The organism is Streptomyces sp. NPDC006510 (assembly GCF_040611955.1).
In the GTDB taxonomy this organism is placed as follows: Bacteria; Actinomycetota; Actinomycetes; order Streptomycetales; family Streptomycetaceae; genus Streptomyces.
The window spans coordinates 37,996-50,140 of the sequence record NZ_JBEXPH010000042.1; the positions used below are offsets into that span (position 1 = coordinate 37,996).

Annotated in this window: 11 protein-coding genes, 4 pseudogenes and 1 other annotated feature; of the genes and pseudogenes, 7 read left to right on the forward strand and 8 right to left on the reverse strand. The window is 68.4% G+C overall.

The genetic code is table 11. The features are described 5' to 3' along the window. Position 1: 1 nt before the first annotated feature. Positions 2 to 739: pseudogene (locus tag ABZY11_RS15725) on the forward strand (transposase); the annotation flags it as partial. 1,254 nt (positions 740 to 1,993) lie between these two features. Here the strand turns inward: ABZY11_RS15725 and ABZY11_RS15730 are convergent. The 6 genes and pseudogenes from ABZY11_RS15730 to ABZY11_RS15755 all read right to left on the reverse strand — a co-directional run bounded on the left by ABZY11_RS15730 (position 1,994) and on the right by ABZY11_RS15755 (position 8,515). Beyond that, positions 1,994 to 2,662, reverse strand: a complete 669-nt coding sequence (locus ABZY11_RS15730; protein ID WP_356479668.1) for a hypothetical protein — start codon at positions 2,660 to 2,662, stop codon at positions 1,994 to 1,996. 848 nt (positions 2,663 to 3,510) lie between these two features. Next, positions 3,511 to 3,750: a hypothetical protein gene (locus tag ABZY11_RS15735; protein ID WP_356479678.1), complete on the reverse strand. Its 240-nt coding sequence runs from the start codon at positions 3,748 to 3,750 to the stop codon at positions 3,511 to 3,513. Positions 3,751 to 3,863: 113 nt separating this feature from the next. Next, positions 3,864 to 4,154, reverse strand: coding sequence for a leucine zipper domain-containing protein (locus tag ABZY11_RS15740; RefSeq protein ID WP_356479677.1), 291 nt, complete (start codon positions 4,152 to 4,154; stop codon positions 3,864 to 3,866). 703 nt (positions 4,155 to 4,857) lie between these two features. Further along, positions 4,858 to 5,923, reverse strand: a pseudogene (locus tag ABZY11_RS15745) (IS110 family transposase). A 410-nt stretch (positions 5,924 to 6,333) separates the two neighbouring features. Further along, entirely contained in the window at positions 6,334 to 6,483 is a 150-nt protein-coding gene (locus ABZY11_RS15750) for a LysR family transcriptional regulator (RefSeq protein ID WP_356479669.1), read from the reverse strand. Positions 6,484 to 7,516: 1,033 nt separating this feature from the next. Next, positions 7,517 to 8,515 (reverse strand): DJ-1/PfpI family protein, encoded by a 999-nt coding sequence (locus tag ABZY11_RS15755; RefSeq protein ID WP_356479670.1) that lies wholly within the window; start codon positions 8,513 to 8,515, stop codon positions 7,517 to 7,519. Positions 8,516 to 8,661: 146 nt separating this feature from the next. Here ABZY11_RS15755 and ABZY11_RS15760 point away from each other — a divergent pair, with 146 nt between their 5' ends. Beyond that, complete coding sequence (locus tag ABZY11_RS15760) at positions 8,662 to 9,381, forward strand: DJ-1/PfpI family protein (protein ID WP_356479671.1); 720 nt, start codon at positions 8,662 to 8,664, stop codon at positions 9,379 to 9,381. Here the strand turns inward: ABZY11_RS15760 and ABZY11_RS15765 are convergent. After that, positions 9,371 to 9,595: a hypothetical protein gene (locus tag ABZY11_RS15765; protein WP_356479672.1), complete on the reverse strand. Its 225-nt coding sequence runs from the start codon at positions 9,593 to 9,595 to the stop codon at positions 9,371 to 9,373. The two genes, ABZY11_RS15760 and ABZY11_RS15765, sit on opposite strands and share 11 nt — an antisense overlap. 153 nt (positions 9,596 to 9,748) lie before the next feature. Here ABZY11_RS15765 and ABZY11_RS15770 point away from each other — a divergent pair, with 153 nt between their 5' ends. From ABZY11_RS15770 to ABZY11_RS15785, 4 genes and pseudogenes are all read left to right on the forward strand, one after another. Further along, complete coding sequence (locus ABZY11_RS15770) at positions 9,749 to 10,093, forward strand: hypothetical protein (protein WP_356479673.1); 345 nt, start codon at positions 9,749 to 9,751, stop codon at positions 10,091 to 10,093. A gap of 117 nt (positions 10,094 to 10,210) precedes the next feature. Then, positions 10,211 to 10,379 (forward strand): annotated as a pseudogene (locus ABZY11_RS15775) (leucine zipper domain-containing protein); the annotation flags it as partial. A 434-nt stretch (positions 10,380 to 10,813) separates the two neighbouring features. Continuing rightward, complete coding sequence (locus tag ABZY11_RS15780) at positions 10,814 to 11,191, forward strand: ASCH domain-containing protein (protein WP_356479674.1); 378 nt, start codon at positions 10,814 to 10,816, stop codon at positions 11,189 to 11,191. Positions 11,192 to 11,201: 10 nt separating this feature from the next. Continuing rightward, a complete protein-coding gene (locus ABZY11_RS15785; RefSeq protein WP_356479679.1) occupies positions 11,202 to 11,384 on the forward strand; it encodes a hypothetical protein in 183 nt (60 codons plus the stop codon). Positions 11,385 to 11,822: 438 nt separating this feature from the next. On the opposite strand, the pseudogene ABZY11_RS15790 reads toward ABZY11_RS15785, so the two are convergent. Further along, positions 11,823 to 11,954, reverse strand: a pseudogene (locus tag ABZY11_RS15790) (IS3 family transposase); the annotation flags it as partial. On the opposite strand from ABZY11_RS15790, the gene ABZY11_RS15795 reads away from it, so the two are divergent. Further along, positions 11,895 to 12,145, forward strand: a 251-nt coding sequence (locus ABZY11_RS15795) for a hypothetical protein (protein ID WP_356479680.1), incomplete at its 3' end; no start/stop codon positions are given. The pseudogene ABZY11_RS15790 and the gene ABZY11_RS15795 sit on opposite strands and share 60 nt — an antisense overlap. Next, positions 11,982 to 12,110, reverse strand: a sequence feature (AL1L pseudoknot). It overlaps the preceding gene by 129 nt.

Consider the following 12,145-nt stretch of genomic DNA (forward strand, 5'->3'; position numbering starts at 1 on the left):
AATGAGACCGCCGACGCCAACCACTCGGCGTGGTGTCGGCGGTCTCCGAGTCGGGACGGCACACCCTGACGGGCAGCGTTCCCGATGCCGCACCGAACTACATGGCGGTACAGAAACTCATGAAGACCTCCGTGGGGGCGGGGGCGGGAGGAGCGCTGCCCCCCGTGGGCACGAACGCCGGCTCGATCCGCCGGGTGGCCGAGCGGGACGAGCAGGCCGTCACCGCGTGGAAGGAGGCGACCTGGGCGGAGGTAGAACAGCCCGGGCGGCCTGCGGGGGCTACATCTGCTTCGAGGACGAGGCAGGCTTCACCCGACGGCCGCCCAAAGGACGCACTCGGGGCCGGCGCGGCCGCACCCCTGTCGTGACAGTCAGCGGCCGCCGCTCGGGACGTTTGTCGGTGGCAGGACTGATCGCCATGCGGCCCGGCTCCCGCACCCGGCTGTGCCACCGCCTGCGCACCCACCCCTCCGGCAAGGGCAAGCGCCGTAGCATGGGCGAGCGCGACTTCATCGCACTGATCGACGGTGTCCACCAGCTCGTCAGGGCACCGATCGTGCTGGTCCGGGACCGCCTGAACACCCACGTCTCCCACGCCATGCGCGAGTTGATCGCCGAGCGTGCCTGGCTGACGGTGTTCCTGCTTCCCGCCCACTCGCCCGACCTCAACCCCGTGGAGTGGGTCTGGGCACACGTCAAGCGCAGCCTGGCCAACCTCGCCGTGGTCGCCCTCGACCGCCCCCGCTGCTGTTCGGCCGGGCATGGCCGGATCCGTCAGCGGCCTGTTTCCCCGGCCAGCTCTGTGCGGGAGGCTGTGGCGACCGCGCACAGCGGCCTGGCCGGCAGAACGGAGCATGTGATGGTCGAGGTACGGGAAGACGACGCGGGGGAGCCCGCGCAGCGCACGATGACCCCGTTCGACGACATCTACGACCAGGCCGATCCCCGCGCCTTCTTCCGCGAACTTGGCGCGTTCGGCTACCGGACACCGCATCACGCCCAGCGCATTTTCCGCCGCCTGGCAGCACTCCGGCTGCGGGCCCCGGGGGAAGTCGTGCTGGACCTGTGCTGTTCGTACGGCATCAACGCAGCCCTGCTCAACCACGAGCTGACCCTGGACGACTTGTATGCCCACTACACGTCGCCGCGGGTGGTGGCCATGACCGCGGAGGAACTGGCCGAGCACGACAGGTCCTTCTTCCGCGCCCGCCGCAGACGGGACGCCGTCCCGGTGATCGGCCTCGACATCGCGCCCAACGCCATCGCCTACGCACGAGCGGTCGGCTTGCTCGACGACGGTTTCGCCGAGAACCTGGAGACCACCCCGCCGACCCGAGACCTGCTGGACGCAGCCCGGAGCGTCCGACTCATCACCATCACGGGTGGTGCAAGCTTCCTGTCCCGGGCCACATTCCAGCCACTCCTGGACAGCGCCCGCGCACTGCCGTGGGTCGCTGCCTTCGTCCTGCGTACCGGCTCCTACGCGCCCATCGCCGAACACCTGGCCGGTCACGGCCTGACCACCGAGACGTACGCCGGGTGCACCTTCGTCCAACGCCGCTTCACCGGCGCTGCCGAGCAGCAGTACGCCATCGACGCGGTGACCGCCCATGGGCAGGACCCGGACGGTAAGGAATCGGCGGGCCATTTCCACACCGCACTGCATCTCGCGCGTCCCGCGGCCGATGTCAGTACGCCTCCGTTCGACGAACTGGTCGCCCGCTGAAACAGCGAAGAGCAGGCCCCGTCCGGTACAGAGGGCGGTTTCCTACACGCCCGCCCTACCAGCGCATACCGGTGAGGCCGAATTCGCAGGCTGCGCGACGCAGGATGCCGGATTCTGCGGTGGTGGGCGGGTCGGTCTGTGCCGGCACGGCCGGAGCGTGATTGTCATGGGCATGGCCCTACCGAAAATCGCTGTTCGCTGGGCCGCACCGAGGAGGGCCCGGGGCGCGGGATCCCCCTTGGCGGCCCGCCTGCGTGCGGAAGGAGCTCACGCCTGGGCGTGCGCGCCTTCCAGCCAGTTGGTGAACTCGCAGGCGAAGTGCCACTGATGTCCAACGAAGACGTGCTCAGGGGTGTTGGCCGGGAACTGGATGGTCAGGCGGATGCGCAAGCCGTCGGGGCCGTCGCCGAACTCATGCATGACGCGAGCGATCTCCGTGCCGTCACCGAGGCGTCCGGTGCCGCCGATGCGTACGGGGTACTCCTCGTGGCCCTCGTCCGCGATTTCGACGCCGTCGTGGAAGGTGAGGAAGAACCGGAGGGGGCCGGATCCTATGGTCTCGATGATCTCGACCACTCCGCCGCTGGAGTCGGCGAGGTAGTGCTCGGGGTTGGCGGAGAGCAGCGCGGACCGGTCGCCGCCCGCGAGCCGGCCCTGCCACCAGGTGAGGAACCGGTCCACGTCGATCCCGGCGACTGTCATTTCGGTGACGGCCGACCGCCAGGTTCCTCCGGACCCGTTCGGAAGCGGTGCCATCACCGCGTCTGACGCGGCGAGATCGAGGGCGAGGAGTTCCCGCATCCGCTCGTCCCCGATCCGCTGCTTCAGCAGGGTGAGCGCCGCCCGTGAACGGTCCAGCTCCCACTGCCGAACGGCATCGTCCCCGTACTCGACACCGTCGATGAGAGTGCGGACATCCAGCGCGCCAGTGTTCATGGCGAAGCCCCTTTCGAGCGAATCGGAGAAATTTTCTCCGCCTACGGCACGCTAGCATAGGCGGAGAGAAGTTCTCCGCTTCAGTGATGGAAGGTGGATCTCATGCGGGCGGACGCCGAACGCAGCAGACGACGGATCCTGGATGCCGCCCGCGATGTGTTCCTGAGCGGGGCCTGGACGCCCCGCTGGACCTGATCGTGCGCCGGGCGGGTGTGGGGCCGGCCACGCTCTACCGTCGCTACGCCGACCGCGAGGCACTCGTGCGTGATCTCACCGGTGACCTGCTCTCACGCCTTGAGGCTGCGGCCCACCAGGCGGCGCGGGAGGAGGGTGACGCGTACGACGCGGTGCGGCGCTTCGTCCACGCGGCAGCCGGCCTCCGGATGGGCGCGTTAATCCCTGTGCTGCTTGAACGGCTCGTTGTCGACCAGGAGTTGATCGAAAGCCGGACCCGCACATCGAGGGCGCTCGACCACCTGATCCGCGCGGCGCACGAATCCGGCCGACTACGCCCCGAGGTGGGGGCGGGGGGACCTGATCCTCCTGTCGATCCGGCTGTCCCGCCCCCTGCCCGGTGGTCTCTCCCGGCTCGACGCGGACGGCACGCTGCTGCACCGCCATTTCGACCTTGCCCTCGACGGCCTGACCACGCAGGCCGCACCGGCGCCCGCCCCTGCCCTGGGCCAACCGCTCACCTTCGCCGCCCTCGTCGCCGCCGCCGACCGCCCGAACACGACCGACTGAGCCCGCCGGCACGGCCCGGAGCACGAGTGCCTCCCTCACCAGGCGGCCCCTGTCGTTGCGGTGCACCGGGACAGTGCGGAGTTCGCCGACGGGCGGGCGCACGGTCACCGCCCGAGGCGCGGCGGGACGAGCTGGATGCGATCGATCCGGGGTGGTGCCCTGCCTGGGACACCGAGTGGCAGCGCTGCTACCGCCTCGTCCAGAACCACGTCAAGGCCAGCGGCGCGCTCCCGGAGGCTACGGGCGGCGTCGTCCAGGGCGAGGACCTCGGCCGGTGAGTGAACGCGCAGCGGTTCGGGCGGGAGCAGCTCCTGCCCGTACAGGCAGTGGATCCTGGAGAACACCCCCAAGATCACACCAGCCGAGGAAGACCACGGTCACCGGATGGCCCACCCCTCTTGCCCGGCGATCGCCTGCCCCGCGAGAGCTAGCACGAAGGCGGAACCGAAGCCCAGGTTCAGTTTGTTGTCATGCAAGAAACGACGCACGCCCGCTCCCTTCCCGACCTGCAAGTCCGCGCGTGGTCCCGCGGCCTCACTGGTGGCACGTGCAGACCGGTCCAGCCCTCGGCGCGGAAGCGGGCCACCCACCGGTGCGCGCACTGTCGTGAGACTCCCAGCTCCCTGGCCACATGCGCCACGGGACGCAGGCCCTGCACGACACGGCGCACCAGAAGGCATCTGCCGTGGAAGGTCAGCCGGGCATTAGGTGGGCCATCAAGACCTCCGGTTGTGGTGAAGACAGGCATCTCCACTACGCCCGGAGGTCTCCTCTTGATCAACTACCGACGCGAGTAACCAACTCATGGCTCCTAGCGGTCCCCCGTACGCTCCCCGCCGTAGACTTATCAGGGGAGCTTGAGCCTTGTCAGACGTCCAGTTCAGGCGGGCCCCGCGAGATTGATCCCGCCAAGGGCGGCGGGATTGGAGTTTCTCGCGGCTCCGGCCATCGCGGGCTCTCTCCAATGAGCGGAAGCCTCTGCCTCGCTTTGTGAGCGGTGGAATCCCCTCAGAAAGGACGTGGGCCAGATGAGCCACCTTGTGAGTCAGGTGCCCATCAGTGACATCACACTGGCCGCTTCGGCTGTGCGCTGGATTTTCCCCCTCGGTATAGCAGTGGTCGTAGTCGCTGTTCTGCTTGGCCTCGTCTGGTGGGACGCGCGCCGTCGGTCTCGGGCACGACAGCAGGGACCACGCGCCGAGCGTTCCTCCCGAAGCAGCGAGAACTTGAGGGCTGCAGATGACTTCGGGGAAGGTCTCAGCCCATACGAGATCAACCGCCCCTCTTCGCCAAGGGACGTACCCAAGGATGACAATGGTGGGGCTTTTGGCAGTGGAGGACCCAGCGGCTGACGGGTCGGCGACATCGGCGGCACTTGCCAAGATCACCGCGCGGTCGAGATCTACTTTCGATACACGCCCTGAGCTTGACTCTGAAGCTTCTGTAGATCGTCAAGCTGCAGGAGACGGCCCGGGTGCGCCGGTGAATGCGCTGGTGAGGTGGCGGTAGACCTCTCGCGCGACGAAGCGCTTGAGGCATCTGAAGATGTCCTTCGTCTTGAGTCCTTCGAGGGTGGTCGTGCGACGTAGTCGCGGGTGCGCGGGTCGTGACGCATGCGGACCAGCACGATTGTGTGCAGCGCGCGGTTGGCCTGGCGGTCTCCACCACGGTTGAGTCGGTGGCGGTCTGTGCGCCCGGATGAGGCTGGCACGGGTGAGGCGGCGCACAGGTGGGCGAATGAGGCCTCTGAAGCGAGCCTGTCGGGGTTGTCTCCGGCGGTGACCAGTAGCTGCCCGGCGGTCTCGGTCCCGACGCCCGGCAGCGCGAGCAGGCCGGGGGGCGGTGCGAGTGATCAGGACGCGCAGGTCGGCGTCCGCGTCTGCTATCTCCTCGCTCAAGTGCCGGTAGCGCTTGGCCAGACGCTTGAGGGCCAGTTTGACGGCTGTGGCCGGGGCAGCCAGGTCGGTGCCCCGGACGGCTGGCGGCCAGCCGTCGGACCAGCTCGGTGGTGGTCAGCGAGCGCAGTGCTTCGCGTACCGCAGCGGGCGCGGTGATGATCAGTGATTTGATCTGGTTGATGGTCTGAGTGCGGGCCTTGACGGCGCTGGCGCGTACCACGCGCAGTCCGCGGATTGCCTCGACCGCGCTATCGCGGTGCTTCGGGGTGCCTGTGGCGCGGCCGGCGAGTACCGCGGTGGCGGCGGCGTAGGCATCAATGGGGTCGGACTTCCCAGCCGCGCGACGAGCATGACGGTCGGGTCGGTCCACCTCGATGACAGTGATCTGGTTGGTATGGAGACAGCGGGAAAGTTCGGCACCGAAGGAGCCTGTGCCCTCCATTCCCACGACCAGTACTTGGCCGTGGGAATGCAGCCATTCCAGCAGGTCTCGGTAGCCCGTGGGCGTTGTGGGGAACGCCTCGGTGGCCAGGTGTCGGCCGATGGTGTCGATGACGGCGGCCTGGTGGAGATCGGTGTGGGTGTCGATCCCGCCGATCACCTCGGTCGGCTGTGACATGGTGGCCGGGTTCCTTCCGTGCGCGGCGAGTGGGCTCGCGCGCACCGGCCGGCAGACGGACACGACTGTGATGGGACCGCTTGGGTCAAGCTTCTATGAGGTCACGATCTCCGGCCGGTACACGCATTGGCACCGCTCGGAAGGCCGACGATTCAGAGTGAGGACAGCCGAAGCGTCAATCGGGGATCGGGTCAGACCCTCGAGCGGTGCCGCCTCATCCTCACAGTCGGGGACCTTGGAGTGACCGGGATCAGGTGCGGGGGCCACGATCCGGGCGACGGTCGACGGCAGCGCGGCGAGGGTCGCGGTAGCGCCGACCGTGCCCTTGACCGCCGCGACGGCGCTCTCAGCCTCCTGCACGGCGGCGAGGATCCGGTCGGCGTGTTCGAGGAGCACGCGTCCCGCCTCCGTCAGTGCCACGTTCGCCCGTCGGGGCGCAGTAGATCGACTCCCACGTTGCGCCGCAGCACGGACAGCTGCTGGGACACGGCACCGGCGGACAGCGCCAGCGACTGGGCGGCCGCGGCGATGGAGCCGCGGGCGGCGGCGGTCTTGAGCATGCGCGGACGGCGGATATCCAGCACAAACCGATAGATTACCTAAAGGGTTTCATCAGAAATCATCTCTTGACCTATTGAGTCATGGTGAGCGACCTTCGGCGCATGGAGAGCTTCGACTGCATCGCCGCGGCTGCCCGGCCCATCCACGACTTCGGCGACGAGTTCATGTCCGACGAGGCGACCGCCGCCGTGGGTCTGTGTGCCGGGTACTCCCAGCTGGGCCAACGCCTCGGCCGTCGCGACCGCCACCACCTTGATCCGGTGACCGCGCCGCCGGTACGGCTGGAACGAAGCTCCGGAGCACGGCGGACACCTGGTGATGTACCCGGACGCGGTCGAAGTCCGCCAGTCACCCCAGTACGGACCCTGATCGCCGCAGGAGGAGTACAACCGGGCCCGGGCCACCAAGTTCCTCTTCCCGCTCTCCCAGCGGCCCAGGAAGCCTGCATAGACCCGAGGCAGGAGCCAATTCTCCCGTTCCCACCGATGTCCCGCCAGGCGCCCCACTCGTCATAAGCCCCGCGCTCCCGGAGCAGCCTGTGGCGGGCCCGGTCGAACATCCACGACACCAGTCGCCGCCGCCAGTCGGGGCGGTGCCACTCCTCCGGATCGCGCTCCAGGAGGTCGCGGTACGCGGGCAGCTGCACATCGACGCATCGTCCAGGTCCAGATCCATCCCCGTGAGCGCCCGGCTGGCGACCCGGATGTCCTGCTCGTCGTACATCCAACGGGCCTTGTGCTTGTAGCAGCGCAGCGCTATGTCGCCGAAGAAGACGTGAGGAGGCGCCCGAGGCGCACGCCGCCGAGCAGCACACCGACGTCCGCCCCCATGTCGATCCGGACGCCGCCAACGCAGCCGATGACGTCGAGCAGGCCCGGGTTGTTCGGCTGGACGAGGACGACTACAGGTAGTTCCCGCCCAGGGCACGGGGCCGATGCCCTGGACAGCGACGATGCGCATACCGTCGCGAGTTCGCATAGATGCAATTGGTGTCGGTCGTAGTTGAGGTACAGGAAGTAGCGCTGAGATTGATCACGGCCGCCCCGCGGTGGGTACAACCCGGGGAGCGCTGTGGACTGTGCGGTGCTGGCTGGGTGTGGTTCCGTAGTGGTCCAGGAACACCTGCCTCATTGTCTCGGCGGAGCTGAACCCGCAGCGCCTCGCGATCGAAGCCAGCGGCAGCGCTGTGGAAACGAGGAGTTGTGAGGCCGACTCGGCTCGGGCGGTCCGTACGAACTGGGCCGGTGTCTGTCCGAGGTGGTCGAGGAACAGCCGGGCCAGATGACGCCCGCTGACTCCCGCGTACGCGGCGAGCGCGGTGGCGCTGAGGTCGCCGTCGAGGTGCCCGGTGATGTGCTCGACGGTCCGTCGCACGGTCCGGTGCTCCGGAGCCGGTGCGTCGACGAACATGCTGATCTGGGCCTGGTTGCCGGGCCGCTGGAGGTAGGTCACCATCATCCGGGCCAGCGTCCGGGCGAGGGCCGGGTTGTGGTCCTCCTCGACGAATGCGAGGGTGAGGTCGAGCGCCCCGGTGACCCCGGCCGACGTGCAGACGTGCTCGTCGCGGAGGTACAGCGGCGCGGGGTCGACTTGGACGGCCGGGTGACGCTGCGCGAGGTCGTGCGCGTACGCCCAGTGGGTCGTGGCGCGCCGGCCGTCAAGCAGCCCGGTCGCCGCCAAAACACTGGCGCCCGTGCACACCGATGCGACCCGACGGCCGATTCCGGCCAGGCGGCGCACGTGCTCGACCAGCCGGGTGTTCTGCGCCGCCGCGGCGTGGCCCGGCCCGCCAACGACCAGCAGCGTGTCGACCGGGCCGCGGGTACGCTCCAGCGCCGCCTGCGCGCCCAGGACCAGTCCTGAGGAGCAGCGCACCGGGCGGCCCTCCGGGGTGACCAGGAGGACGTCGTAGGGCGGACTCGCACCGAGGCGGTTCGCCCCGTCGAAGGCGCTGGTCACGCAGGCGACCTCAACGAGTTCCACGTCGTCGTAGGCCACGACCACCACGCGGTGGCGGACAGCTGTCGTCATGCCTACGACCCTACCGAATCCGTCGGCAGGACAGGTATCCCAGGATTTCGGACATAGACTCCAGAGGCTCCTGTCTCTGGTTGCGGCGGTGGGTGAGGGTGGTCAGGCCGGCCACCGGCCACCCACCGACATTCAGGAGTCCTGTCATGACCGAAACCTCGCCCGTGCCGTCTGCCCCGGTGAAAACCATCGCCTTCGTGCTGTACCCGGGCCTCACGCCGCTCGACATCGTCGGCCCACTGCAGGTCTTCGCAGCGCTGGCTGATCTGGTTCCCGGCTACCGCACCGTCGTGATCGGCGAGCGGATTGAGCCGATAGGAAGCGACACGCCGCTGTCCCTGGTACCCAGTCACACCTTCGAGGAAATAGCGGATCCGCACGCAACGATCGTGCCCGGCGGCCTCGTCCCCACCCTTGCCGCGATGGCCGACGAGAATTTGCTGGGGAACCTACGCGAGACCGCGGCGCGGTCCCAGATCGTCGGCTCGGTGTGCACCGGCTCGCTACTGCTCGCGGCGGCAGGGCTCCTGGAGGGCCGCCAGGCCACCACGCACTGGATGTACCGCGACTTGCTCGCCCGCTTCGGGGCAACGCCGGTCACCCGGCGCTGGGTCGAGGACGGGCACTTCATCACCGCCGCCGGCGTCTCGGCCGGCATCGACATGGCACTGCACCTTGTCGGCCGCCTCGCCGGCAACGAGGTCGCGCGCATGGTCCAGCTGTTCATCGAGTACGACCCCGAGCCGCCCTTCGGCCCGATCGACTGGACAGCTGCCGACAGCGGCCAGTACGCGCCCTTCGCCCAACAGCTGCTCCAGAACGCTCTTGCCGACCACCCTGCCCTGCTGGCGCACCTCAGTAACTGAGCGCCGTGGGCTGCTGGGCGGGAGGGGAACGGCATACGGCGCAGTGGTCATGAGAGGTGTCCTGGGTCGGTCGGGCCGAATACTCCCGGCAGGCTGGGATGCGCACTCCGGCGGTCGCCGAGATGGTGGCGATCTGCTCCTCGACGCCGGTGCGGGCTGCGAGCGCACGGGCGAGGCCCGCCTGGCGGCGGGAGGGCGCCAACCCGGTGCGCAAGGGACGGCCGTGGGGTCTGCATGACCACTGTGCCGTCACGGTTCCCGATAGGCCGCGGTAGCCACCATCGTCCTCGGCCTCTTCGTTTCTCGCGACGGAGAATCGCGCGGTTCCGCAGGAACTCCCACGGGGCAGCCAGCGTCTCCAGTGATCATGAGGGAACGTGTTGAAGCACTGAGTGGTACCGGGGTGGCCCTGGCCGGTGGATTCGTCGGGCTGCTGGGATGGGCCGCGGACGCCGAACCTCGGGCGCGCGCCGGATTCGAAACGGGGCCGGACTGGAGCGTGCTGTACGCGGAGCTTCCACTGACCGTTCTCGTCGGAGTGGCAGCTGCTCTGTCAGCATGGTTGCTGCCCCGACGGTGGATGATCGGACCGTCCGTTGTCGGGTACGCAGGCCGCGTCGCGCTCGTCGCCATAGTGCTGGCCGGATTCTGGCTGGCCGTCCAGGGCTGGTACGCAGGACTACCCGAGTCAGTGCCGGACCACAAGCCCTAGATGTTCCGTCCACGGATGTCGGTGACGGGATTCACGGCTGAGTGATCTCGAAATGGGTGAGGGCCTTGTGGCCTGGTGTGGATTGCGACATCTGCAGCGGCGACCAGAAAGGCCCTGGTGCCTCACCGCAATGCACCCCTGACCGACAACGGACGTCTGCGTCTGGCCCGTTGTGTCGTCGAGGACGGCCGAGCGCCTCCAGGTCTCACCGACGACAGCGCAGCGATGGGCGGTCCGATACCGGCTGTATGGCGAGATGGGCATGGCGGACCGGTCAAGCCGTCCGGCACCTGACCATCGGCTCCGACGTCCCGATGCGTCGAACAGGGGTACTGGCCCTCAGCGAGTACGGAACTCCAACGGAGTACCGCCAGGCACCCGCAGCACCTGACGAGCCATGAGATCCCACCGCTCCCAAGCCGTGATCCACCTCATGGCCCGCCGCCTCACCAGCGAATCCACCCCCACCTGGCGCGGCGCATAGACCATCGCCAATAGAACAACCCGGGATGAAACGCCCTCTGGCGTACATGGCGTGGATGAACACGTCATCGGCGGCGTGCGCCAGGGCGGGCGGTGGATCGCGGTGGCGCCATACCCCGGCGAGAAGTTCCCCTGCAGTTCAGGGCGGGAAGGAACCATATGATCACGGAAAGCATCCCGGGGCTGACAAACCGCTCCGAATGAGGTGGAGAAATCATGTGGCCGCGAGTCGATGGTATGCGCGCGCTGGAACTGGGCTTTCCCGGCGACATGCGGGCCGAGCTGAACTCTCTGGTCCTGGCCGGCAAAAAGATAGCCACGACCTGCCTGCTCAACGAGTACGCCGAAGAGGCCGAGGGGCTGGAGTACGTCAGTGAGCGGCAGTCGCTCCTGGAAGACGAGGGTCGATCGATCGCAACCCTTGAGTACACCAGCGTAGAGGTGAAGCCCTTCACGGAGGTGACGTGGGAACACGCGAAGGCCGAGGGCGAGGGAGATGCGTCTCTTGAGGACTGGCGCGATGTGCACCGCCGCTTCTGGGGCCGTTCGGGCACACCGGTCGAGGATCACACTGCCGTTGTCTGTCTGGCCTTCCGAGTTGTAGGGCGCTCCTGACCCGATCGCGGTGTCGACGGGCGGCAACCGGAGAAAGGGTGACAAGGACCCGGGGAATTGGAAGCCGCCGCTTCAGTCGTACTGGTGCACCTACAGCCGGGCCTGGATCAGCGTGAAGGCCGCCTACCAGCTCACCGCCAACCCCGCCGAGGCCGAAGCCCTGTCCCGGATGCTCGACACCTGCGACACCTGACCGCCAGGCACATCCAGGCAGCTGTGAGCCGGAACCGTCCCGGGGAACTGCCTGAGCACCGGACGAACCCGTCCGCGCCCGACCCGCCGTGGGGGAAGGGGGGCAGGACACCCCGTCCCGGCTACCGTCCCCTGCGGCGACCCCACCGCCCTTCGCACGGCTGCTCAGGCGCTGTTGTTCTTCTGCTGCGGCGACTCCATGGGCGGCAGTCCGCCATCCGGGAACGCGGCGTAGACATCGACGTGCTTGTGCTCCGTGCCCGGGGGGACGGGTGATGTCCGCAACCCAGAGCTGGTTCGGGGCGGTGGCGGTGAACTGCCGCTCGACCAGGTCGGCAGGCCGGTCGGTCTCGGGAGCGGGGCGGGTGGTGCGCGGGCTCTTGGCCCGGATCACTCCGCGCAGGCCGGCCCGGCGCATAAGGCGTTCGACCGTGCAGCGGGCCACCGTGAAGTTCTCGCGGACCAGTGCGGCATGGACTTTCCTGGCCCCGTAGACACCGTAGTTGTCGGTGTGGATGCGGCGTATCTCCTCGGTGAGTTCTTCGTCGCGCCGGCTGCGGGCCGACGGCAGGCGGTGGTGGGCGGCGTAGTAGGTGCTCGGCGCGATCGGCGCGTCCGTCTCGGCGAGGACGTCGCAGATCGGCTGGACGCCGAACGTCTCCTTGTACTGGTCGATGCAGGCGACCTTCATCGCAGTGGACGGTCCAGCTCCGCGGCGAAGAAAGCCGAGGCGGACTTCAATATCGCGTTCGCCCGCCGCAG